Source organism: Trichocoleus sp. FACHB-591 (assembly GCF_014695845.1).
GTDB lineage: Bacteria > Cyanobacteriota > Cyanobacteriia > FACHB-46 > FACHB-46 > Trichocoleus.
On sequence record NZ_JACJPA010000040.1, the window covers coordinates 212071 to 235221 of the forward strand.

A 23151-nucleotide genomic window follows, 5' to 3' on the forward strand; every position below is an offset into this window, starting at 1 on the left:
AAGCTCTAAAGGCCAGCATTTTTTATATCAGCTTTATAAAACAACGTTTGTTTATAAAGAGTGTATAGACAACCGTTTTTTGAGATTGTTTTCCGTAGATTCCCTGAATAGGATGAGTTTGTAACTTACGTAACCTTTCGTAGTCCACCGCTATGAACACTAAAGCTTTCTTCTCATGGGTGCCCGTAGTGGCTGCAGGAGCCACTGCAGTTCTTGGTTTTTCTACCCAGGTCAGTGCTGCTACCGTCAACTTAGGTGCCGCAACCGGATATAACGTTTTTGTTTTGGGTGATGTGAATCTAGATGCAGACACTGAAGGCAAAATGGCGATCGCTGGTGATGCCACCCTGCGTAACTATAGTGTTGGCCTTAAGGACCAAGGTGGCGATGCCCTAGTAGTGGGTGGCGATCTTGACTTCAAAAATGGCACAGTGTACGGCAATGCCGTTGTGGGTGGCAGCGCAAATCTAACTAGCGTTGACTTCCAAGGTGGTGCACTGAAGTCAGGCAACCCCATCGACTTTGGCAAAGCGGGTCAATCTCTAGTGAATCTGTCGCAATCCTATTTGTCTAGCACTGCAACTGATGCAGAAGTGACATCCTGGGGCGGAATTAATTTAGCGGGCACAGGCTCTACCAATGTCTTTGATTTGGAAGGCACTGATTTAGCAAACGCTACAGGTTTGAGCTTCGAAGGCTCCGGTAACTTCATTGTTAACGTCAGCGGTAAAAATGTTTCCTTCCAGAATTTTGGTTTCTCGCTAAAAGGCGTTGACAAGCAAAATATTCTATTCAACTTCTTTGAAGCAACCAACATTACGGCTTCTGCGGTAGGAATTGAAGGTAGTATCCTAGCTCCCAAAGCCAAGTTTGAGTTTAATAATGGTCAAATGAATGGCACGCTGGTTGCGGCTGGCTTAACTGGCACTGGCCAGTTCAACCATGTGGGTCGTCCTCCAGTTGAACAGCCCCCTGCTAGTGTTCCTGAGCCTGCGACCTTAGCTGGTTTAGGTTTCGCTGCTGCGGCTTTAGCAGCATCTCGTCGGAAAACCAAGCAGGCTGCATAGATACAAACCTGTTAAACAACAGCTCCGAACTAGAGCCTGCCTGGTGGATTTGATTGAGAACTGAGATGTCTTTAGTTTATAGTCGGAAGCTTATAGCCAGGAGCTGTTTGTTGCAAGGTTGATAGTCATGAATACTTGAGATTTAAGTGAAGGCTTGCTAACCCAGCCTTCATTTTTATTTTGTCTTTACTGACGGGCACACTCTACAGCCGCAAAATTAGCCGTGCCAAACTGAAGTAGATCAGTACGCCTAGTACATCTACGGCAGTAGTAATGAAAGGAGCTGACATCAGAGCTGGATCAAGCCCTAGAGAACGAAACAGAAAGGGTAGAGCTGAGCCAGACACGGAAGCCAATAGCGCGATCGCGAGCAAACTGATCCCTACCGCTATGGCGACCATTAAGTTGCCCTGGAGAAAATAGGCCCAGACGATCGTGATGCTCCCCAAAATTAGGCCGAGCAAAATCCCTGCGATCGCCTCCCGCCGAATAATTCGTAGCGCTTCTTTCAGCCGAATATCCTCTGTATTCAAGCCTCGAATCACCACCGTAGAAGACTGAGCCCCGACGTTGCCCCCAGTGCCTGTGAGTAAGGGAATAAAGGCAGCCAACGTTACTACCTGCTGCAACAGTTCTTCTTGCGCTTTAATAATCGTGCCAGTCACCGTATTTGTGAGCAGCAGGACAAAGAGCCAGACAACTCGTCGCCGCGCTACGGTAAACAAATTAGTTTGGAAATAGTTGTCGCCATCCGACTGCACGCCACCTAGCGCGTAGATGTCTTCGGTAGTTTCTTGCTCCAAAATGTCGAGCACATCATCGACCGTAACAATTCCTACCAGCCGCCGCTCCGTATCTACCACGGGAACAGCCAAAAAGTCATAGCGTTGAATCAGTCGAGCCACTTCTTCTTGGTCTGTATCTGTCTGAACAGAGAGCGCATCGCGAGTCATGATCTCCCCAATCGTTTGTTGGGGTTGTGCCACTACCAATTCTCGCAGTGACAGAGTGCCTGTCAAACAGCGGGCTGCATCCGTTACGTAAAGGTAATAAATTGTCTCGGTATATTTGGCGAGACTGCGAATCCGTTCTAAGGCTTGAAAAACCGTAAAGCTTTCTTTTAAGGAAATATACTCAGGTGTCATAATTCGCCCTGCTGTGCCTGGTTCGTAACCCAATAGCAAAGCAGTGGATTGGCGCTCTAAAGGACTTAACTGCTCCAGCAGGCGAGTGACAATCTTAGCGGGTAATTCATCGAACAAGCGCACTCGATCATCAGGAGACATTTTATCGACAATGTCCAAGACTTCCTGACGCTTAAACTCCTGAACTAGAGCTTGCTGCACCGAAGAATCTAGATACTCATAAACTTCGATCGCCTCACTTTTAGGTAATAAGCGAAAGGCAATTACTTGAAGGGTTTCAGGCAAACCCTCGATCGCCTCGGCAGCATCAGGGGCTTGCACAGGCACCAACAACGCTTTGGCCCCTGGCAAATTTCCTTGTTCTAGCAGGGCTTGGAGTTGCGATCGCACCAACTGTCGAAGTTCGGTTCGCGAAGTAGATGGCAACGGAGAGGAGAGATATTCAGTCAAGGCGGATTTCCTCAACTTAGGAGTACGTCACTTGCTACCTTCAGTCTACGGGTCAGTGGTAGGCAATCGGTATAGCCTGCTTCTACTTCAGCCCACGAGCCAAAATTGTACCTAGCTGAATGCTGATCACTCCCAGCACGGCACTGCCCACCCCATATAAACCCGCATACCACAGATTCTGGTTCCGCAATAAGCTTACCGTCTCCAAACCATAGGTAGAAAAGGTGGTGTAGGCACCGAGAAACCCAGTGGCCACTAACAAGCGCATCTCGGACGAAATGGCAACAATCCGCTCTAAAGCCAGAGTCGAGAAAAATCCCATGCCCAAGCAACCCGTTAGATTAATGACAAACGTTCCATAAGGAAAGCTCGTGCCAAAGCGTTGGGTAAACCAAACTGTCAAGTAGTAACGGCTGAGAGCCCCCACGATCGCCCCTAAACTAATCGCGATCGGAGCTCGATGTGCAGGGTCTTGAAACACTAACAACCCCATAAAGTACAACACTCGGGTCAAGACTATTCTTGAGTCAGCCTATTTAAGGAAGCAAAACACTTAACAAGGATTAGGATGTGTAGCAGTCAGAGCAAACCTGCGTCAGCACCATATCTAACCCTTAAAGCGCAACTCCGTCATCTTTCTTACAGAAATAACGAGCAAATTCAGATTCAGTTTTGTTCTTTTTCATCCAATACTCCTCAATGAACGCTAAACCTTTTATCAAACAGGCATGGGCAAACTCAAGCACAGTTTCTCACTGGCTAAAATTTTTGTGTATTTTTTTGCTAGTGCTAGGCATTTGCTTCCGATTTGTCAATCTAGGACAAAAAGTTTATTGGAAAGATGAGGCTTACACTTCGCTTTGGCTTTCAGGTCACTCTCGAACTGAAATAATTGCAAATATTTTTAATGGTCAAACTCTTAGAGCTAGTGATATCTCCAAATATCAATTCCCTAGCCCTGATAGAAACGCTTTAGATACTGTCAAACAACTTGCAACACATGATCCTCAGCATCCACCACTTTATTATTTGTTAGGTTGGTTTTGGCTCAAGATATTTGGCACTTCCACTGCAACCTTAAGAAGCTTATCTGCGTTTCTAAGTTTATTAATCTTTCCAAGTCTTTATTGGCTTTGTCGAGAATTGTTTGGCTCGGCAGTTCCAGGCTGGACTGCGATCGCCTTGTTTGCCGTATCTCCCTTTCATGTGCTCTACGCTCAGGAAGCCAGGGAGTATAGCTTATGGACCGCAATAGTTGTGCTCTGTAGTGCCGCTCTACTCAGCGCTATAAGACAGCAAACTAAAGTAAGTTGGGGAGTATATAGCCTCACCATCGTCCTTGGATTCTACACATGCATCCTTCAAGGATTAGTCGTTGTGAGTCATGGACTCTACGTCTTGCTTACCCAGGGCTGGCGACTGAACAAAACTTGGAAAGCCTACTTAGCTAGTTCTCTCATAGCCTTTGTCGGTTTCCTACCCTGGCTGCCATACCTCAAGCAAATTGATGGAGTAGGCTGGACTGCCACACCTATTCCTTTGTCAGCTTTTATTAAAATTTGGGCCTTAAACCTCAGTCGCTTATTTTTAGATGTGCAGTTTAGCTTAAAGAACCCACTTACTTACCTGATACTGCCAATTTTGGTACTAGTGGCCTACTCACTTTACTTCGTGATCCGTAACGCTCCTAAGCCAACTTGGTTGTTTATTGTCACGCTACTAGGTGTTACCTTATTTGCTTTTACAGCACCAGATTTGATAGGTGGGGGACGGCGATCGCTGATCAACCGCTATTTGATTCCTTGCTATATCGCCATTCAACTTGCGGTTACTTACTTGTTAAGTGTCAAGATTTTCGTCCCTAAAAGCGACTTCCCCTACTTTTGGCGATCGCTATTAGCTATTCTTGCGGGCCTTGGCATTATCTCTTGCGCTACTAGTACGTCGGCAACCACTTGGTGGCACAAATACAGCAGCAATGCAAATCCAGCGATCGCACGAGTCATTAATCAGTCTCCTCACGCTCTCGTGATCAGCGATTCTAGTTTTGGTGAGGTACTTGCTTTAAGCCATCTTCTAGAACCGGACGTGAAATTGCGACTAACCTTAGAACCTCAGCAACCGATCGTTTCTCAGCAAGTAATCCAAGAGTTCAGTGATGTCTTTTTGCTAGAGCCTTCACGAAATTTGCGAGAAACATTAACCCAGCAAGCATTCCATTCTCAGCGAGTACCACGGGTCCAACATCTTTGGCACTTAGAACAAGGCAGCAGTCCCAAGGTACCCAGCGACCGATCATCATGAATTGGCTGCCTGATGATTCTGTGTCCTGTTTACCTGCCAAATCTCGCCAAACTGGTTAGATTGGATTTGTCGCATCATTACTAATTGCGTCAGCCATCCTAATTACTTAGCCTTACCCGCTTTGGAGGCCCTTTATGAGTTCTGATGAACCAACGAACGCAGAAACCGTCGTTGTCGAAATCCATCCTCCATCCACTTCTGGCGAAAATACGGCGCTGGTCAATTCCCAAACCGATGCGATCGTGACCGTCGAACTAACTGAGGAAGATGACGAAATTAAACGCGAAACTCAAGCGTTGATCGCAGCCATTCGGAAGCGCGCTCAAGCGGAAGTGCAATCTGCGGGCGATCTCAGCCGTGATGCTTACCTCAACGCCGTCCGCCAAGCGAGAACAGCAGTTGAACAAAGCCAATTGATGATCGATCCCCAGCATTTGGAACAGACGATTCAAACCTTACAAAAAGAAGCTGATAAAAGCTGGCACGTCATTCTAGGTGAAATTGAGTCCGTTGGTTTTCAACTTGCAGATGCAGCTAGACTCGCTTGGAATAGCTTAATGGCTACCCGTCCTAAGTAAAGCGAACCGGTCACACTTGGGTGCATGACCGATAGGATTGCTACGTGACAGTCCAACATTCCGTAAATTTTGGGGGTACGGTTTTTTCGTGCCCCTACTTTTATGAATGGGGTTGAACAGAGTCTAGCTTTGATTGAGCTATCCGCCCTTGGGCACTCCAGACAGACAACCCCTTCATCCCATTCAGCTCAGACTCGGTGATAGAAGCGCAAGCAAAATGCTGGATAATGGGAAGGTTTCGCTAAACATCCCTAGGACGTACTGCGCTTTTGGCAGCTTCTCCTGAGCCTCAACTTCAATTTCATCAATTCTGAAAAGCAAGAACTCTGAATCATTAGCTATGCGAACCCATTATTGCGGCCAACTCCGAGCAGAAAATATTGGAGAGACTGTCACGCTGTGTGGATGGGTAGACCGTCGCCGCGATCACGGGGGTGTAATCTTTCTAGACCTACGCGATCGCACTGGCATTGTCCAAATTGTCAGCGATCCGGAACGCACCCCCAATTCTTACGAGCCAGCGGGTGATTTCCGCAACGAGTATGTCATCCAAGTCACGGGTCGGGTGACTCGCCGCCCTGATGACTCGCTCAATCCTCGGCTGCCCACGGGAGAAATTGAAATCTACGCTGATCAGGTCGAGCTGTTGAATGCGGTTCGCAAGCAACTTCCCTTCCAGGTTTCTACGGCAGACAACGAGGCTGTACGAGAAGATTTGCGCCTGAAATATCGCTACTTAGATTTGCGGCGCGATCGCATGAATCGCAATCTGCGGCTACGTCATGAAATCATCAAAACATTGCGGCGCTACCTAGAAGATGCCAAAGATTTTATCGAAGTTGAAACGCCGATCCTGACTCGCTCCACCCCGGAAGGCGCACGAGATTACTTAGTGCCTAGCCGCGTCAACCCCGGAGATTGGTTCGCGCTGCCGCAGTCGCCGCAGTTGTTCAAGCAACTGCTGATGGTGTCAGGGTTCGATCGCTACTACCAAGTGGCTCGTTGCTTCCGGGACGAAGATTTACGGGCCGATCGCCAACCTGAATTTACTCAACTAGACATGGAAATGAGTTTCATGTCGCAAGAGGAAATTCTGACTCTAAACGAAGACTTAGTTTTCCATCTGTTTAAGACCATAAAAGGCATCGATCTACCCAGACCCTTTCCCCGTCTGACCTATAAAGAGGCGATGGATCGCTATGGTTCTGACAAGCCTGACACCCGGTACGACCTGGAGCTAGTGGAAGTCTCCGATTTGGTCAAGGGTTCTGGCTTTAAAGTGTTCTCTGGTGCAGTCGCGAGTGGCGGCATTGTCAAAGTTCTACCAATCCCCGGCGGCAACGATGCCATTTCCAACGTGCGGATTAAACCTGGTGGTGACTTATTCCAAGAAGCTTGCAACGCGGGCGCTAAAGGTTTGGCCTACATCCGCGTGCGCGAAGATGGCGAAATTGACACCATTGGCGCGATTAAGGACAACTTAACTGCTGAGCAAAAGCAAGAGCTACTAGCTCGGACTGGCGCTAAGGCAGGTGATTTGTTGCTGTTTGGTGCTGGTCCAACCGACTTGGTGAACAAAACCCTCGATCGCCTCCGCCAAGTAATTGCCCAAGAACTGAATCTAATTGATACCGAAAAGATCAATCTACTCTGGATCGTCGATTTCCCCATGTTTGAGTGGAATGCTGACGAGAAGCGCCTCGAAGCGCTGCACCATCCCTTCACCGCACCCCACCCAGACGACCGCGATGACCTAAAAACAGCTCGCGCTCAAGCTTATGACTTGGTGTTCAACGGCTTTGAAGTTGGGGGTGGTAGCCTGCGGATCTATCAACCCGATTTGCAAGCCCAAGTCTTCGAGACCATTGGTTTACCCGAAGAGGAAGCTCAAAGTAAGTTTGGCTTCTTAATCGAAGCCTTTGAGTACGGCACACCGCCTCATGGGGGCATTGCCTATGGACTCGATCGCTTGGTGATGTTGTTGGCGGGTGAAGAATCGATTCGAGACGCGATCGCCTTCCCAAAAACGCAGCAAGCTCGTTGTCTGCTAACCAGTGCGCCTTCGGGCGTGGATGACAAGCAACTCAAGGAGCTGCATGTCGCCTCTACTCACAAACCAAAAACTTAAAGCGTCAGGCTCACGGAGCCGCTCAATTGCAGTCGTTCGATTGCCTTAGTGGTAGGGGCGGGTTTTGCTTAAAATGCTGATTTTAGTAATCACTTTTCTGCTCAGCCCGCCCCTATCTGTTGTTCCTGTGGCTTTTGTAGGTTGGGTTTTCCAACCTCAACCTAACGTGACTACTTAGGCAGTTGCTTCTAATAGTTGAATATTTGAGAAGAGGAACTCCTGAACAGAAGTTTGACCATCGGTTTCGGTAGAAATTGCTCGACGGCTCAGGATGTAGAAGTCGCCCACCTTCTCGTATTCATCTTCAAATAGGCTCTTGCCACCTTTCTGCTCACCCGTCTGGGGATCGTGGTAAACCGAGTCATAGCGGTGAGACAGGTAGCCTTCACCCGTGTCGTGGCTGCTGAACGTGTTGATCGTAACTACAACACCGTGGATGTGACGGTGTACCAAGCACACCTCGTTATCCCGCACTTTATAGCGATCGCCTTCTGCCTTGCCCCCCATCAGAATTTCCACAGCACCCGTCTCATCGGTATTACCAAAGGAGAAGCTGTTTTTGCCGTGGGTTTCTTCAAAGGTGCGGCGAACCCGGTGGATGGCAATTTCGAACAACTGGCCGTGAATCGCCTGCTTAGCGTCCTCGTTCTCGATCCCTTCAACTTCAGGCTTAAAGCCAGCGCTGACTCGCGCTTTGCCAGTAAATACCTGATCGTCTTGCTTTAGGGTGACATCAGCGGTGTAGCCAGGGAAGCTCTTATCCCAGGTGTAGCGATTTTCGTAAGCAGCTCTAAAAAGCTCTGGAGCGGATACTTGTGCGACTGTCATGAGTTTTTCCTACGTCTTCTGCTTTTGTTTCTTATTCTTAAGATAGAAGGCAGGCACTCAGACTGCATAGACCTCAAGTGGGTACACCTTGATTAATGGGCAAATCTCCCCATAACTTCTTTCAAGCGATCGCCGCTGCTCCTAATGAACCTGAACTCCGCCTGCTTTTTATGAAAGAAGCAGGGGAATATTTTGATGCCGAATGTTGGGGCTTGTGTCTGCTGAATGAGCAATCTCAAGCGGCGGAAGTAGATATTCAAGGCGGTCCTAATGTAGATGCCTTTGTGCAACGCTACGAGAAAATTGGTCGCAGCACTGATCCCGTATTGCGCTATGTGTTTGAGCACCATGCGCCCACTCACGAGGGAGTAGTGTTTGCGGGCAACGATTGGAAAGAATCAGAGCTATACCAAAATTGCTACGCCTACTACGACCAAGAGCATGTGATGATGGGACCGATCGTGAATCATGGCCGCTTAATTGGTGGCGCTTATTTCACTCGTGCCAGCGATGCTCCGGCGTTCAACTTACAAGATTTAGCGAGTTTGAGCGGCTTATGTTTGCATCTTTCAGCTCGTTTGGCCGTTTTTCGACCCCAAGCATCCCCTCGCTTGCAGCCATCTATTAGCGATCGCCTCACCGAGCGGGAGCAACAAATTGCGGAACTAGTGGCTCAAGGACTGACAAACGCAGAGATCGGTGAAAAGCTCTGGATCACTCAGAACACCGTAAAACAAGCCCTAAAACGCATGTTCCGAAAGCTCAACGTCTCCACCCGCACCGAAATGGTGGCTCGTTTAAGAGATAGCCTTAATCCCTGAATCAGCAGTTCAAGCAATACCAAATAATTCGTAGGGTGCCGTGAGCACGCAGCACACGCACCTTTGCCCGTGCGTTACGCCTTCGCCTAACACACGCTACGGGGTTAATTTGTGGAGATATCTTCAAAAAAGAAACCCCCTTGTCTAACTTGGGACAAGGGGGAAATCTATTCATGTTTGAACGCGGAGAAGATTAGCCGTTTTTCGAGCCAGAGGCTTGAGGTGCAGGAGAAGTTTTGATAACTTTCTTGACTGGCTTGGGCTTGGAGCCAGAGTTGAGACGAGGTTTGTCGTCAGTCACGATATCCTCATAAGCCTCAGATTGCATCCAAGTAGGACGACTGCGATCGTAAATCATTTGCAGGGCAGCAGCAGCGATCGCATGGGAGTCGTACTCTTCACCCAGTTGCGCCACGATAGGCAAGAAGGAAGCCATCCGCTCACCAGCTAGTGCTTCACGCAATTGCGCTTGCAGCTTCTCAATGTGACGTGCTTCAATCATAGCCCGAGTGGGGATCGAGCGAATTTCCAGAGATTGGCGGATGTGACGCTCAATATCGCGCAGTTTGCGACGATCCAGGGGTTGAATCAGAGAGATTGCAGTTCCTTCTTTGCCTGCACGACCTGTCCGACCAATCCGGTGAACATAGTTTTCAACGCTATCGGGCAAATCGTAGTTAATGACATGAGTTAGGTCATCGACGTGGATACCCCGAGCGGCAATGTCGGTAGCCACAACCCAACGAACTTGAGTCTCCCGGAAGCGATGTAGGAGGCGCTCCCGCTGGCTTTGGCTCAGATCACCGTGATATTCATCCACGCTATGACCTGCGCCTTGCAGTTGGCTAGTGAGTTCCGCCGCAGCGCGACGAGTCCGCACAAAGATCAACGCGGATTCAGGATCTTCTAGTTCCAGAATCGGTTGTAAAGCTCTAGCTTTGGTGCAGCCACGGGGCACCATATAAGCCACTTGGTTAATCCGAGAAGGAGCGGCTTTGGGCTGCTCAATCGTGACCGTGATGGGCGATCGCAAGAATCGGTTGACCAACTTGCGAATCGAAGGGGGCATGGTGGCCGAGAAGAAAGCAGTATGACGCTCTGTGGGCACCTGAGTCAGGATTTTTTCCACGTCATCGATGAAGCCCATATTGAGCATTTCATCAGCTTCATCCAACACCAACCAACGCAGGTGATTGAGTTTGAGGTCGCCACGGTCGAGCAAATCTAACACTCGTCCCGGAGTTCCTACCACTACCTGTACGCCTTGTCTGAGGCGCATGATTTGACGATCGATCGCTTGACCACCATAAATCGGTAGAATGTGCAGTCGTCGCTCATCATTAAAGGTGCGAATGGCTTGGCTGACTTGAACAGCCAACTCACGAGTGGGAGTTAGGATCAAGGCCTGCACCCCTACAGCATTCAAATCGATCTGCTCTAGGATGGGCAGCGAGAAGGCAGCAGTTTTACCTGTACCCGTCTGGGCTTGGCCTACTACGTCACGGCCTGCCAACAGATGAGGAATGGCTTGGGCTTGAATTGCACTGGGAGTGGTAAAACCGATCTTTTCTAGATGTTGAACGCGGGCTTCAGAGAGGCCAAGACTTTGAAACGAAAGAGTCATGCAGTTTAGTAAATAAGGGTCATGAATCGCATGGCATACTCCCGCCCCAAGCATGAAAAGCTTGGTCGCAGTTTTCTCGTATCGTAGGGAGTCGAGTCGACTTCACCCTCAACGAGCTTCGACGGGATGCCGTCCGCCGTTTGAACCCTGCCAAAGACTGAGCGTATTGATCTAGAAGGTTTTATCCACTTCGGCAATTTGCAAGCTGTACCCTCCTAAACAGGTACATTGCCATTAAAGACTTGCGGCTAGAACCCTCTACCTGGTCTTGCCAAGGTTCTTGTAACTAACCAGCGCTTATGAGCGCTTGGTCAATAGCTGTCATATTAAGAAATTTTACGACCTAAGTGACAAAATTGTCCAACCTTAATTTTTGTTAGGGTGCAACGCAACCATAAAGATCGTAAACATCAGCGTCGGCAATCGTAACTGGAACTAAGGTTCCCAGTGCTGCCTCGCCTTGAACGTAGACAACACCGTCAACTTCTGGAGCAAAGCGAGCCGAACGCCCAACCAACTCGCTAGTTTCAGGATTTTCTTGCTCAATCAGAACGTTAACGGTTTTCCCGATCTCAGCTTGATTCTTCTTCAAGGAAATGGGTTGTTGAAGAGCCATCAACGCATCACGACGCTGATCCATTATAGCTTGCGGTACTTGATTTGGCAGGCTATAGGCAGGAGTGCCCTCTTCGGCTGAAAAAGTAAACACACCGACGTGATCAAATTCATGCCGCTCGACGAACTGCAACAGGTGCTCGAAATGCTCATCGGTTTCCCCTGGGAAGCCGACAATAAAGGTGGTGCGTAGAACCGCATCCGGAAGAGCAGTTTTCAGTCGCTCAATAATGCTATCGTTGACGCGACCTTGCCAAGGTCGATTCATCGCCCGCAAAATTTCTGGGTGAGAATGTTGCAACGGCAAATCTAGATAGGGCAGAACGTTAGCAGTTTCTTGAATGGCGGTAATAACTTTGGGGGTAAGCCCGGTCGGATAGGCATAGTGCATGCGAATCCAAGGCACATTGACTTTCCCTAAAGCCCGCAGCAGTTCATCCAGTTTCGGCTCGCCGTAGATATCCAAACCATAGTTAGTGGTGATTTGAGAGATCAAGATAATCTCTTGCACCCCTTCAGCCGCCAATTGCTCAGCCTCGGCCACAATCGATTCAATGGTGCGCGATCGCTGATTGCCTCTCAGGTGCGGAATAATGCAGAACGCACAGCGGTAATCGCAACCCTCTGCCACCCGCAGATAAGCTACACCCTCGGTAGTAGTGCGGTAACGAGGCGTGGTTTCATCAGCAATGTAAGTCGGCTCTGCCGTTACTTCTTTGACGCGCTCACCTGTTTCTACCCGCTGAATCACGTTGACTATTTTGTTGTAGTCACCTGTACCCACTAAAGCGACTGCTTCGGGTAACTCATCCAACAGTTCTTGCTGGAAATGCTGTGCCATACAGCCTGTAATTACCACTTTCTTGTTGGCTTCAGTCAGTTCCACAATGGTGCGGACAGATTCTTCTCGCGCCGCTTGAATAAAACTGCAAGTGTTGACGATGACGTAATCAGCTAAGTCTTCGTTGGTGTCAACTTGATAGCCTGCTTCCACAAGCAGACCGAGCATATGTTCAGTATCAATCCGATTTTTCTCGCAGCCTAAATGTGCGACGGAAATAGTTGGCTTATTGCCCATGAAGTTCAGAATTCGGTAAGTATTGAGTAAGCGTTGAGACAGGGATAGGTCAGGTCGTTAAGAGTGTTGCGATCGCCTTTCCACCCCCGCTGGTTTGCTTTCCGATGGAGGCCGTTGACTGCAATCGCTAAATAAGCACGAATGTTCATCATATCGCACAATTTGACGGTTACAACATATTAAGCTGCTTCAATGACGATTAGTGCTTAGCAACTGGTTGAGGCTCACTTCGGCCTTATCTAAGCTAATTAAAGTGATTTTGCAAAAGCGATCGCAAGTCTGAGACAGGCTTACAGTTTGTCTGTAATACAGAAGCGTGGGGTCAAAGGTAATCTAGCGAATCAATTTTTGCGGCGAATAGAAGCGCGGTAAGAAGTTATCATTTTGATTATCTGACCTTTGCCGCTGAGTCCGAGATATTTGAAGCAAGTGGACTTAAATCACATATTCAAAACCGCTAATCCCATCATTGGTGTTGTGCATTTGCTGCCTTTACCAGCCTCGCCGCGTTGGGGAGGGAGCCTCAAAGCTGTGATCGATCGCGCCGAGCAGGAAGCCACGGCTTTGGCATCCGGTGGCGTAGACGGCATTATCGTCGAAAATTTTTTTGATGCTCCCTTCGCCAAAGATCGAGTTGATCCGGCGGTGGTGAGTGCCATGAGCTTGATTGTGCAACGGCTGATGCACCTGGTGACGGTGCCCATCGGGATCAATGTCTTGCGTAACGATGCTCAGAGTGCAATGGCGATCGCGACTTGTGTGCAAGCTCACTTTATTCGCGTCAACGTGTTGACTGGGGTGATGGCAACAGATCAAGGTCTGATCGAAGGGCAAGCGCATCAACTCTTACGCTATCGTCGAGAACTGGGCAGCAATGTCAAAATCCTGGCAGATGTATTGGTGAAGCACGCCCGACCCCTGGGATCGCCTAATTTGACCACAGCGGTGCAAGAAACCATTGAGCGCGGTTTAGCGGATGGGGTGATTTTGTCTGGTTGGTCCACAGGCAGTCCTCCTAGCCTAGAAGATTTGGAACTGGCGACTGCGGCAGCAAATGGCACGCCTGTATTTATTGGTAGTGGCGCGGATTGGGAAAATATTCCGACTTTGATTCAAGCAGCGGATGGGGTGATTGTCTCCAGCTCGCTAAAACGGCATGGTCGCATTGAACAGCCAGTAGACCCAATTCGGGTGAGCCGCTTTGTGGAATCAATGCGTCGCAGTTTAGCGATGAAAGGGCAAGCCAAGTCCATGTCTTCAGTTACGGCTCATTCTTATTCGGAATAGGACTTTGATAAACATTGGAGTGGTAACTCACTAGATGGGTTGCTATAAGCTAAATTGGCAATGATCAAGTTCAGTTAATTGCATAGGGGTTTTATGAGACGCCGACGTTCTACTCCTTGGATTCATCGCTGGTCTCGGTTAATTATTGCCGCGATCGCGGCTGTGGGAGCTTTAGGAACAGGCTACCTAACCATTACCAAACTGGCGGGAGGGTCTGCTGCCTGTCCAACGAGCGGTTGTGAGCAGGTACTTTCTAGCCCTTACGCCACAGTATTTGGTTTGCCACTGACCTTATTTGGCTTTTTGGGCTACGCCAGCATGGGGATTCTGGCGATCGCGCCTTTACTGGTGAATGCTTCAGCCAATAAAGATCTGCGCTCTAATTTAGAGAACTGGACTTGGCCGCTAATGCTAGCGATCGGCACAGCCATGACAGTGTTTAGCGGCTATTTAATGTATCTGCTGGCATTTGAAATCAAAGCGTTGTGTCTCTACTGCCTAGCATCGGCGCTATTCTCAGTCAGCTTCCTCGTTCTGACAGTCTTGGGTCGAACCTGGGAGGATGTGGGTCAAATCTTTTTCACAGGTGTGGCGGTTGGACTAGTGACCTTAGTCGGGACGCTAGGAGTTTATGCCAATATCGATGGGGCTGGGAATACCAATGCCTCTGGTTCTGGCGCTGGAGAAGCTGGTGCCCTAGTAACGACCCCTTCTAACCCTGCCCAAATCGCGCTAGCAAAGCATCTCACCCAAGTTGGGGCCAAAATGTATGGCGCTTACTGGTGTCCCCATTGCAATGACCAGAAGCAACTGTTTGGTCGTGAAGGTGCCAAACAAATCAATTACATCGAATGCGATCCGAGTGGACAAAATGCTCAACCTGAAGTCTGCAAAGCTCAGAAGATTGAAGGCTATCCTACCTGGGAAGTGAATGGACAGTTTTTCGGGGGAACCCAATCTCTACAAAAGCTAGCTGAACTCTCAGGTTATCAAGGCCCCAAAAACTTTCAGTAAGTTTCCGATCTAGACTTTGGCCAAAATTAGTTTTTAGTGCGATCGCAAATCTAGAGAAATCTAAGGGCGATCGCATTTTTTTATGAGTGGTAAATCTAAGTACTTTTCATCAAGTAATGGCAAGTTGATGTGAAGGATTGGTAAAAGCTGCTCGGCCAAAAGCCATTTTCTACCCGCCTCAGCCATAATTCAGCCACGTCAATGTAATTCTACGCAAATCCCAAATTTTCTGGGTTAGAGAGCAGGAGAACTTATGAAGCTGCGTATGGGGATATTCAGGGATATGAAGTTAGATGTCGCCTTTCCAGTGGCAGTTGTGGGAGTTACTGTCAGTTTTTTAGCTAGTGCAGAAGCTCAGGCTTATACGTTCACCAGAATTGCTGATACGAGTGGTCAGTTTAGCTCCTTCAGTAGCTTTCCAGTGATTAACGATCACGGCATCGTTTCTTTTTGGGCTGGTTTAGATGTAGGGGAGACAGGCATTTTTGCTGGAGATGGGGCAACAACCACAACCATTGCTGATACAAGCGGTGCTTTCAGGAGCTTTGATACGCTTCTGTCTATCAACAATCAAGGAACTGTAGCCTTCACTAGCTTTCTAGACTCAGGCAGTGGCGGAATTTTTGCTAGTAATGGTCAGACCGCTACCACTATTGCTCCGTTCACTGGATTAGAATTTGGGCCACCTTCAATTAATGACTCTGGAACTGTTGCTTTCTTCACCGATTCCTTTTATGGCAAAGCGAATGTCGTTATTAGTGACGGCAGAACGACAACCGTGATTTCTGAAGTGGGTGACAGCTTCTTTAAGAGCACTGATTCTCCCTCGATTAATAATGCTGGTACCGCGGCTTACGTGACTACAGAGGTAGGGCGCAAGATTACCACTACGGATGGCAGAGCGATCGCCTCGACCGGAACCTTTGGATTTGTTGGCTACCCATCGATCAACGATACAGGCACTGTTGCTTTCGTAGCAGGCGCTTTTGGCACCACTCTAGGAGGGATTTTTAAGAGTGATGGCACCACTTCAACCTTGGTTGCAGACAGCAATGGTGCGTTTTCCTCCTTTAGCTTCGGCACTCCATCGATCAACAATGCAGGTACAGTCGCTTTTTTTGCCCCCTTGAAAGCAGGGGGGCTTGGGATCTTTACGGGGCCTGATCCCATAGCCGATAAAGTCATTGCAGCTGGGAATTCTTGGCAGAATATTCCTGGTGACCCACTCTTTGGTTCCACAGTAACGAGCCTGTGGTTCTCGCGCGAAGGATTAAACAATGTTGGGCAAATCACGTTCTATGCCCGACTAGCGGACGGTACAGAAGGAATTTACCGAGCTGACCCAGACATACCAAATACTCCAAGCAAGCCTGAAACTAAACCAGGTCAAGACCCAGCTCAGTCCGTACCTGAACCAACCTCTGGGATAGGCTTACTGCTGCTAGGGGCAATTGGTTTAGGCAGCAAGCTCAAACTTCGACTGACAAAATAATTAGTTTGGCTGTACGGCTATTGAAACCACTGCTTCTGGAAACTGGCGCTTTAGCGCGGGTAGCACGGGGCAGGGTTTTTTGTCTTCTAAATTGTTAGGCTTGCCCCAAGTGAAGGGTGCCTTTTGGGCCGCAGACATCCACAGCAACCGTTTGGCACGAGTCATGGCGACATAGAGTAGCCGAAACTCTTCAGCTAGTTTCAGATGCCCTGCTCGCTCCCAGGCAGTCGCAACATCAGGGAGAGGAAACTGACCATGTAGGCTAGCGCGAATTTGGGCGCGAGCCACTTCAGAGAGCGTAAAATCGCCAAGAAATTGGGATTGGGGCAAAATCCTTAGCCCGCCAGGGATCGTTTGCTCATGTAGAAAGGGGAGAAATACATAATCCCAATCCAACCCTTTGGCCTTGTGCATCGTGATAATCGTCAGTTGACCCGATCGCGTGTAACGAGCTTCTGAGTTTTCTGTTTCCACAGGTTCAAATTTTTCTGAACTAACGATTTCGCTCAGCCGCATCAACATTGCAGTCATGGAGCTGTCCCCCACTGTTTGCTGCGCGATGCGTTCGGCTAGCTTATCTGCGGTGGCCAGTTCGGCTTGGTCATAGTTCAGCGCCAAAGCTAGGAAAGAAATGAATTGATAATGCGGCAATTCCAAGCGGGCTCGTAGCAAACTCGTACAGAAACGGCGGGCTTTCTGCACCGGATCGCTTTGCGGGGGATCAAGCGGTCCAGGATATAGAAACTGTTCTGGTAGGCTGGCGATCGCATTCAAATCCTGCGAGGGGATTAACTGCCGCTCTACTAAAACTGTGAGTGCTGCTTTTAAGTTATCGGGAGAATGAGGGCGATCGATGAATTGCAGCAGCGCTAGGATCTCACCCGGAACCCGCGAATGCCGATCGCGATCGCCGACATCATAAACTTCAATGCCGTAGTCTGGCTTGAGATAACTTAGACGCTCCGCGATAAAGCGCCCCTGTTTGTTTTCGCGAACTAAGATGGCCGCTTGCGTTTGGGGATCTTGAGCAAACAGCTCGATCACTCGCTGCCCAATCAGCTCCACGGTGTGATAAGTGTCGCGAGGACTGTATAGCTCTAGACCTCGCCCTGTAGCCATTGGGTTGGCATCCGGTTGCGGGTCTTCAGGATCAACCGGGCGAATGTGCTGGGGTCGGAAAGGTAAGGTAGTGCTGTTGGCAGATAGCGAGGTCTGCGATCGCGGAGCTCCATAGGTACGATTCACCCAGGCCAAGACAAAATTAGCGGCATCAATAATGATCTGGGTGCTGCGACCCGCTTGATCCATCGTCACGAGTCGGTCTTGGGTGCTGCAATTTTCGCAGAAGTCACGAAAGAAAATGGGGTCAGCCGGGGTGAAGGTGGAGTTGATTGCTTGGTTGGGATCACCTACCCGCACTAAGTTGGGTAATTGTTCAGCATCGCTGGGATTAGTAGATAAAATCTCCAGTAGCTTGGTTTGAAGCGGCGTAGAGTCTTGGGCTTCGTCTTCAAACACAGCGAATGTTTGAGTTTGCCAAAGCTGACGAGCACTGTCATTGTCTAGTACTTGCAGGGCAGACAAAATCATTTCGTCGTAGTCGATAAAATCTCGCGATCGCAGCAAAGCTTGATACCGCTCATACAGCCCTGCTGCGACTTCTAAGACGGAATATTCATCAGATGTAATCTCTGTGCTTAAGCGCTGCAAATCTTGGGGCAGCAAGCCAGAACTTTTAGCTTCATGGATGACCGTTTGCGCCAATTCTGGCAAGACTTCGGTTCGTAGGACTGACTGCCGCCGCAGCCGCTCGGTCTCTTCTCCGTCGAAATGTTGCCCTTCTAACAAGCGCTGGTATAGCGATGGATGATCAGCAATCCACTGCTCAATACAAGCCCGAATTAACCGGTGACTTTGCGTAGGAGAGATTAAAGTCAGGCGATCTAAGTTAAGCCCAGAAAGCTCAGGATGGCGAGTGGCAATGTTCAGCGCTAGACCGTGCAATGTCTGTACCAAAAAGCCACCCTGAGGCAGAGACATGGTTCGCAGCGCTTGGCGAATTTTGGCCTTGATGTTGGCGGCAGCCGAGCGAGTAAAGGTGACGACCACCAATTGACGGCTGCTATGCAACTGGTAACGGGCGATCGCGATCGCTGCTGCCCCTGCCATCCCAGTTGATTTTCCTGCACCCGGAACTGCTGAGACTGCCAGAGGGCCACCTCGCCAATCCGCCATCTGCTGCTGTCCAGGCCGCAAACTCGCTCGGATCTGCTCTAAGGCTCTGGTCCGCAACTCGCCTAGAGATTCCAGCGAAGGTTTGTTGAGTAAAGGAGCGGGCGTGAGTGAATCGAACAGGTTGGGGTCTGAGTTGGTGGGAATTTGAGAAGTCATGACTGATCTTGGGGCAACAGATCCTGGAACAACAGAGCTACTGAGCGATCGCCATCGCACCACTACATAGACATTTGGTTGAACAATTTGACCGAACAGGACTAGTTGTGACAGAGATTACAGAGAAATACCTGTAGGATCACCCGGAGGAGCCAGAGGGAATGTCATAACAAAATTGGCATTCATTTCCTGTTGTCGTCATGTCTGACTCCTTCTCCTCTCGCAGCGCTGTTGTAATTCACGCGATCGCCATTACTGCTGCGGTTGCTTTCCTTTCAGGCCATTCGCAACTCAAGCGAACAGTTCCTTCAGCACAAGCACCAACTTCATCGATCCAACTCTCAGCGCAACGATGATGCAGCTTGAGTAAAGAACGCCGAGAAAAAAGAGCTTGGTAATTTATATCACCCGTAAGTTGACCAGCGAGCTAGCGCCCTAGCTAAGCACAGCCCCAAAGAAATAGACGTAGCTCCGCTGGTAGAACGGCAACTCAGCTTCAGCCCGCTTTGCCAAGAGTCTTAGTGAAAAATTCAACAGCTACTACAAGCAATGGGAAGAGCACGCCAGCTAGACCCAGCCAACCCACAGCTTGTCCTAATAAAATCTGCAAAGGCTTATTGGTTTTGTCTGCGCGATCCACTGTGACGTTGATGTACTGGGAGCTTGCCCCAACTAAAAACGCCCCAATGACTCCGACTGGCACACTAGTTGCGATCCAGCCATTCAAGCGATCGCCTGGTTGAATAAGTCCTAGGGCTGGAAACAGCACCAGACCCAAAACTTCTAAAAACACCCAAATTCCTAAAGCAACAAAGAAATCTCTTTGCGTAATATCTTCTAAGGTAAAAGATAAAGGCTGTCTTTCACGAGCAGGTGTGCGAGGAGCTAACCGAGTTCTTTGCTTAGGCATGGTTGTGACTGCTAATTGAGGAATGCGTCCGTGGGATAGCGCTATTTTATAGAGAAGTTGCTGTGGTCTTCACAATCGATTCGTTGATCATCGCCTGAATCCCCTCAGTTTGGCGAGCGTACTCTGCGTCACTGAGCACTGGAGTGGAGTCAACCAGTGATATTGGAGTAGCTAAATCAATCCAAGACTGGCAACCTCCATACTCTAAACGATAGGGAATCATTTGAGTTTGGGGTAGGCGATAGGCCCGCAATAATAAGAGATAGAGCGGGGTGCGGGGTTTCCACTTCAAGCGATCGCTGACAAACCGCTCATTCCAAATGTGGTAGGGCATGAGTTGAGCGACAGTTGCTGCCTCTACGACCTGAAGAATGTGGGTAATTTGAGCCCAAGCGCTGATTGGCACAGTCTCAGGGTGCCATCCAGAGGCTACGGGTTGGACTTGAGGGGCATAGGCAGGCTTGAGCAAATTAGGTTTTTGGTGCTCATAGGTGGGATAAAGCACCACTGAGTCATGAGCCACTCTAAAAGTACCTCCTTGCTCTTTGATGCCCCCCTTTCGCAGTAGCAAAATGGTTTGCCCCTGCACCAAGGCACTGACAGCGACAGCCCACTCTTTTAGCGCGTGAGTCATTGTTAGTTCCATAGCTTCCATAGCATTGACTCCCAAATGAGTCGGTCAGGCTCTGTTCACTGCAATCTGTTCACTGCAATTTGCTCACGGCAATCTGTGATCGAAGCCTCTATCCTAATCTCTCACCTCAATTTCAGCCAACTCTGAGATTTGAGTAGGAATATCGCAGCCCTAAATGATGGCTTAGATTGATTCAGGTTGGTGAGTTGTGAGAGGCGCTTCACTAAGTGAATTGGTAAACATAACACCGTCAGCCCCGAAATTCAGTATTAGATAGTTTTTCTATTAAAAAAGATAATTTTTACTAGAAACTTGCACAGCTTTAAGAGTCAGCATTTATATTTAACTAAAAACTATTTCAGCTAACTTTTAAGTTGTATTCCACAGCCACAAAAAATAACTACCGAGAGCGATCGCTACATTTCTATATATCTTTAGAGGGAATTAATAATTTATCTAAAAAGATAGATTGAGCTGCCTCAGCATTCCACTAGAATCTACGGATAGATAGCATTAAATTCTTACGATTACCTGGGTGCAGTCCACAATTATTTTTTGAATAAATATCACCATTTTTGGCATCGAGGTTTTAGTAATGGCTCCTTTAAAACCCTACACGACTTACCACACCATCCCGATTTATTTGAAGCAATCAGAGCAAAATCGAGGTTTATGGTTGCAGTGGCAACGCGGCAAAGTGCGTTATGGCATTCGAGTTACTGAATTGAATGAAGCTTTAGGCAAAGCTTGGGCCATGATCGACGCCATGCTAGAGCTAGAAGTGGTACGGCGGGCTGCGTAAGCTCCAGCAGTTTTGCGCCACGCCTAGCTCTCTTATAGTTAAAACCAAACTCGGTTCCATCAATTTCATGATTGAGGTTATAAGCCTCGGGCTGCTCCTTCTCCACGGGGATCAGCGGCTCCTTCTAGCTGTTCATTGGGTGCTACCACAATCAAGTTGGCATTTCCCCAAGGAGATCGCTCCTGAATCTGATAGCCACGCTGTCGCAAGTCCTTCAGCGTGGCTGCATCCAGTCCCCAAGGTTCTACCCTAAGTTCATCGGGGAGCCATTGATGATGGATGCGAGAGGCAGAAACGGCAGCCCCAGCGTTCATGTCATAGACCAGAACGTTCAGAATGATCTGGAGGACTGTGGTGATAATCGTGCTACCGCCGGGAGAGCCTACGGCTAAGCGCAGTTTTCCCCGCTCCGTCACGATGGTTGGGGTCATGCTGGAAAGAGGAATTTTGCCAGGGGCAATTGCATTGGCATCATTCCCCACTAGCCCATAGAGATTGGGAATGCCAGGGGCGATCGCAAAATCATCCATTTCATTGTTGAGCAAAATTCCTGTACCGGGTGCAACGACTCCAGCTCCAAACGGGCCGTTGACCGTAAAGGTGAGGCTGACCGCATTGCGAGCTGGGTCAACTACAGTCAGGTGAGTCGTATCATCAGACTCGGCTGTTGTCATAAACCGTTTTAGAACCGCTGGATCAACCGCCTTAACGACTTTGGAGGAGCGGGCCTGTCGAGGTGGAATTTCTTGACGCCTTGTGGCCGCATAAGCTCGACTGGTCAGAGCTTTAACAGGAACTTGGACAAACTTAGGATCGCCTAAAAAGACCGCGCGATCGGCATAGGCAATCTGCATGGCGCTGGCCAGCAAATGCAACGCATCAGGGCTGTGCCAACCCCAACTCTTGAGGTCGGCGTCGCCCACAATATTCAAAATTTCTAATAAGTGAACTCCCCCAGACGAAGGGGGTGGCATAGAGCAAACTTGGTATTGCCGAAACGGGCCGCAAATCGGAGTGCGCCAAGTTGGGCGATAAAGCTGGAGATCTTTGGCTGTAATTAAGCCGCCATTTTTAGCCATATCACGGGCGATTGCCGCCGCAATCCAGCCTCGATAAAAGCTTTGGGGATCTTGAGCAATCGCCTGCAAAGTCTTGCCTAAGTCGCGCTGCACTAAGCGATCGCCGACTTCATAGAAAACACCATCGCGAGTAAAAACTTGCCGTGCTGCTGAATTCCGCAAAATTACTGCTTTACGGGCTGCGGCAGACTCCACAAAGCGAGGCGTTATCTCAAAACCGCCTTGTGCCAATTGAATCGCTGGATTGACCACTTGCGCCCAAGGCAACTGGCCATAGCGGCGATGCACTTCATAAAGTCCCGCCACCGTTCCTGGCACTGCCACCGCCAGATGTCCATCCACACTGGTTTGGGGGCGGACTCGTCCTTGCGCATCTAAAAACATATTGCGAGTGGCTAATTGCGGTGCTTGCTCGCGAAAGTCTAGGGCTGTGGTTTTACCCGTTTTACCCGCATGGAATAGCAAGAAGCCACCCCCACCGATGCCCGCCGAAAAAGGTTCTACGACTGAGAGGACAAAGGCTGTAGCGACGGCTGCATCTACGGCATTGCCGCCCTGCCGTAACATCGTCAGCCCTGCATTGCTTGCCTGGGGATGAGCCGACACTACCATCCCTCGCTGACTACGCTGGGGTGAGACAAAAGCGGCCAGGCTAGGCTGCCCCACTGCTAAGGTAACCGCACAACTGGAAACCAACGCGATCGCTAGCTGTGTGCAGTGATACAAGTAAGGATATGGCAAGCTTAAACCAGTCGGTCGATGGAGTTGATAGCGTTGAAACATAAGCGGGTCTCCTCAGCAGTGATCTCAGCAATGATTCTGTTCTGCGAGCGGGACCATTGCCGAAAGTGATTTTTCGGGAATACTACAGGACAGTGTTAGTTACCACTAGACTTGGGTAGCC

The 23151-nt window shown here is 49.2% G+C and carries 20 protein-coding genes; 10 read left to right on the forward strand and 10 right to left on the reverse strand.

From position 1 onward, the window contains the following. Positions 1-152 precede the first annotated feature (152 nt). Positions 153-1067 carry a choice-of-anchor A family protein gene (locus H6F90_RS07060; RefSeq protein WP_190551716.1) on the forward strand — a complete coding sequence of 305 codons (915 nt, stop codon included), beginning with the start codon at positions 153-155 and terminating at the stop codon, positions 1065-1067. A 203-nt stretch (positions 1068-1270) separates the two neighbouring features. Here H6F90_RS07060 and mgtE read toward each other — a convergent pair whose 3' ends face one another. Both mgtE and crcB read right to left on the reverse strand, forming a co-directional pair. Then, on the reverse strand, positions 1271-2662 hold the full coding sequence (mgtE, locus tag H6F90_RS07065) for a magnesium transporter (protein WP_190551441.1): 1392 nt from the start codon (positions 2660-2662) through the stop codon (positions 1271-1273). An 82-nt stretch (positions 2663-2744) separates the two neighbouring features. Then, on the reverse strand, positions 2745-3167 hold the full coding sequence (gene crcB / locus H6F90_RS07070) for a fluoride efflux transporter CrcB (protein WP_370587971.1): 423 nt from the start codon (positions 3165-3167) through the stop codon (positions 2745-2747). 263 nt (positions 3168-3430) lie between these two features. Between crcB and H6F90_RS07075 the strand changes: the two genes are divergently transcribed. From H6F90_RS07075 to aspS, 3 genes are all read left to right on the forward strand, one after another. Next, positions 3431-4966 (forward strand): glycosyltransferase family 39 protein, encoded by a 1536-nt coding sequence (locus H6F90_RS07075; protein ID WP_190551443.1) that lies wholly within the window; start codon positions 3431-3433, stop codon positions 4964-4966. Positions 4967-5100: 134 nt separating this feature from the next. Then, on the forward strand, positions 5101-5544 hold the full coding sequence (locus H6F90_RS07080) for a hypothetical protein (RefSeq protein WP_199295764.1): 444 nt from the start codon (positions 5101-5103) through the stop codon (positions 5542-5544). A gap of 340 nt (positions 5545-5884) precedes the next feature. Next, complete coding sequence (gene aspS, locus H6F90_RS07085) at positions 5885-7672, forward strand: aspartate--tRNA ligase (RefSeq protein WP_190551445.1); 1788 nt, start codon at positions 5885-5887, stop codon at positions 7670-7672. 174 nt (positions 7673-7846) lie between these two features. Here aspS and H6F90_RS07090 read toward each other — a convergent pair whose 3' ends face one another. Then, positions 7847-8500 carry a DUF3386 domain-containing protein gene (locus H6F90_RS07090; RefSeq protein ID WP_190551447.1) on the reverse strand — a complete coding sequence of 218 codons (654 nt, stop codon included), beginning with the start codon at positions 8498-8500 and terminating at the stop codon, positions 7847-7849. Positions 8501-8595: 95 nt separating this feature from the next. Here H6F90_RS07090 and H6F90_RS07095 point away from each other — a divergent pair, with 95 nt between their 5' ends. Next, positions 8596-9321 (forward strand): LuxR C-terminal-related transcriptional regulator, encoded by a 726-nt coding sequence (locus H6F90_RS07095; RefSeq protein WP_190551449.1) that lies wholly within the window; start codon positions 8596-8598, stop codon positions 9319-9321. Between the two features lie 193 nt (positions 9322-9514). On the opposite strand, the gene H6F90_RS07100 is transcribed toward H6F90_RS07095, so the two are convergent. From H6F90_RS07100 to H6F90_RS07110, 3 genes are all read right to left on the reverse strand, one after another. Beyond that, a complete protein-coding gene (locus tag H6F90_RS07100) occupies positions 9515-10945 on the reverse strand; it encodes a DEAD/DEAH box helicase (RefSeq protein WP_190436852.1) in 1431 nt (476 codons plus the stop codon). A 376-nt stretch (positions 10946-11321) separates the two neighbouring features. Further along, entirely contained in the window at positions 11322-12638 is a 1317-nt protein-coding gene (gene rimO, locus H6F90_RS07105; RefSeq protein ID WP_190551452.1) for a 30S ribosomal protein S12 methylthiotransferase RimO, read from the reverse strand. A gap of 5 nt (positions 12639-12643) precedes the next feature. Next, on the reverse strand, positions 12644-12790 hold the full coding sequence (locus tag H6F90_RS07110; protein WP_190551454.1) for a hypothetical protein: 147 nt from the start codon (positions 12788-12790) through the stop codon (positions 12644-12646). Between the two features lie 277 nt (positions 12791-13067). Here H6F90_RS07110 and btpA point away from each other — a divergent pair, with 277 nt between their 5' ends. The 3 genes from btpA to H6F90_RS07125 all read left to right on the forward strand — a co-directional run bounded on the left by btpA (position 13068) and on the right by H6F90_RS07125 (position 16431). Next, positions 13068-13925, forward strand: coding sequence for a photosystem I biogenesis protein BtpA (gene btpA, locus H6F90_RS07115; RefSeq protein WP_190551720.1), 858 nt, complete (start codon positions 13068-13070; stop codon positions 13923-13925). Positions 13926-14018: 93 nt separating this feature from the next. Next, complete coding sequence (locus tag H6F90_RS07120; RefSeq protein WP_190436843.1) at positions 14019-14939, forward strand: vitamin K epoxide reductase family protein; 921 nt, start codon at positions 14019-14021, stop codon at positions 14937-14939. A gap of 253 nt (positions 14940-15192) precedes the next feature. Further along, positions 15193-16431 (forward strand): choice-of-anchor tandem repeat NxxGxxAF-containing protein, encoded by a 1239-nt coding sequence (locus H6F90_RS07125; RefSeq protein WP_190551456.1) that lies wholly within the window; start codon positions 15193-15195, stop codon positions 16429-16431. On the opposite strand, the gene H6F90_RS07130 is transcribed toward H6F90_RS07125, so the two are convergent. Next, positions 16432-18822: an ATP-dependent helicase gene (locus H6F90_RS07130; RefSeq protein ID WP_190551458.1), complete on the reverse strand. Its 2391-nt coding sequence runs from the start codon at positions 18820-18822 to the stop codon at positions 16432-16434. It lies immediately after the preceding gene. Between the two features lie 200 nt (positions 18823-19022). Between H6F90_RS07130 and H6F90_RS07135 the strand changes: the two genes are divergently transcribed. Next, positions 19023-19178: a hypothetical protein gene (locus H6F90_RS07135; RefSeq protein WP_190436834.1), complete on the forward strand. Its 156-nt coding sequence runs from the start codon at positions 19023-19025 to the stop codon at positions 19176-19178. 140 nt (positions 19179-19318) lie between these two features. Here the strand turns inward: H6F90_RS07135 and H6F90_RS07140 are convergent, their stop codons facing one another. Continuing rightward, the gene (locus tag H6F90_RS07140; RefSeq protein ID WP_190551460.1) at positions 19319-19732 is read right to left on the reverse strand and encodes a hypothetical protein; all 414 of its coding nucleotides are present in this window, start codon (positions 19730-19732) and stop codon (positions 19319-19321) included. 46 nt (positions 19733-19778) lie between these two features. Beyond that, positions 19779-20387, reverse strand: a complete 609-nt coding sequence (locus tag H6F90_RS07145; RefSeq protein WP_242024376.1) for a DUF1802 family protein — start codon at positions 20385-20387, stop codon at positions 19779-19781. Between the two features lie 574 nt (positions 20388-20961). Between H6F90_RS07145 and H6F90_RS07150 the strand changes: the two genes are divergently transcribed. Next, complete coding sequence (locus H6F90_RS07150) at positions 20962-21168, forward strand: hypothetical protein (protein WP_190436828.1); 207 nt, start codon at positions 20962-20964, stop codon at positions 21166-21168. Positions 21169-21245: 77 nt separating this feature from the next. Here the strand turns inward: H6F90_RS07150 and ggt are convergent, their stop codons facing one another. Next, entirely contained in the window at positions 21246-23030 is a 1785-nt protein-coding gene (ggt, locus tag H6F90_RS07155) for a gamma-glutamyltransferase (RefSeq protein WP_190551462.1), read from the reverse strand. Positions 23031-23151 lie beyond the last annotated feature (121 nt).

Bases quoted from the DNA above. Each gene is read 5' to 3' on its own strand.
- H6F90_RS07130 (WP_190551458.1), bottom strand. From the start codon at position 18,822: ATGACTTCTCAAATTCCCACCAACTCAGACCCCAACCTGTTCGATTCA.
- H6F90_RS07090 (WP_190551447.1), bottom strand. From the start codon at position 8,500: ATGACAGTCGCACAAGTATCCGCTCCAGAGCTTTTTAGAGCTGCTTAC.
- H6F90_RS07110 (WP_190551454.1), bottom strand. From the start codon at position 12,790: ATGATGAACATTCGTGCTTATTTAGCGATTGCAGTCAACGGCCTCCAT.
- H6F90_RS07120 (WP_190436843.1), top strand. From the start codon at position 14,019: ATGAGACGCCGACGTTCTACTCCTTGGATTCATCGCTGGTCTCGGTTA.
- ggt (WP_190551462.1), bottom strand. From the start codon at position 23,030: ATGTTTCAACGCTATCAACTCCATCGACCGACTGGTTTAAGCTTGCCA.
- H6F90_RS07060 (WP_190551716.1), top strand. From the start codon at position 153: ATGAACACTAAAGCTTTCTTCTCATGGGTGCCCGTAGTGGCTGCAGGA.
- H6F90_RS07125 (WP_190551456.1), top strand. From the start codon at position 15,193: ATGAAGCTGCGTATGGGGATATTCAGGGATATGAAGTTAGATGTCGCC.
- H6F90_RS07145 (WP_242024376.1), bottom strand. From the start codon at position 20,387: ATGGAAGCTATGGAACTAACAATGACTCACGCGCTAAAAGAGTGGGCT.
- H6F90_RS07080 (WP_199295764.1), top strand. From the start codon at position 5,101: ATGAGTTCTGATGAACCAACGAACGCAGAAACCGTCGTTGTCGAAATC.
- aspS (WP_190551445.1), top strand. From the start codon at position 5,885: ATGCGAACCCATTATTGCGGCCAACTCCGAGCAGAAAATATTGGAGAG.
- H6F90_RS07150 (WP_190436828.1), top strand. From the start codon at position 20,962: ATGGCTCCTTTAAAACCCTACACGACTTACCACACCATCCCGATTTAT.
- H6F90_RS07095 (WP_190551449.1), top strand. From the start codon at position 8,596: ATGGGCAAATCTCCCCATAACTTCTTTCAAGCGATCGCCGCTGCTCCT.
- H6F90_RS07140 (WP_190551460.1), bottom strand. From the start codon at position 19,732: ATGCCTAAGCAAAGAACTCGGTTAGCTCCTCGCACACCTGCTCGTGAA.
- H6F90_RS07135 (WP_190436834.1), top strand. From the start codon at position 19,023: ATGTCTGACTCCTTCTCCTCTCGCAGCGCTGTTGTAATTCACGCGATC.
- rimO (WP_190551452.1), bottom strand. From the start codon at position 12,638: ATGGGCAATAAGCCAACTATTTCCGTCGCACATTTAGGCTGCGAGAAA.
- H6F90_RS07100 (WP_190436852.1), bottom strand. From the start codon at position 10,945: ATGACTCTTTCGTTTCAAAGTCTTGGCCTCTCTGAAGCCCGCGTTCAA.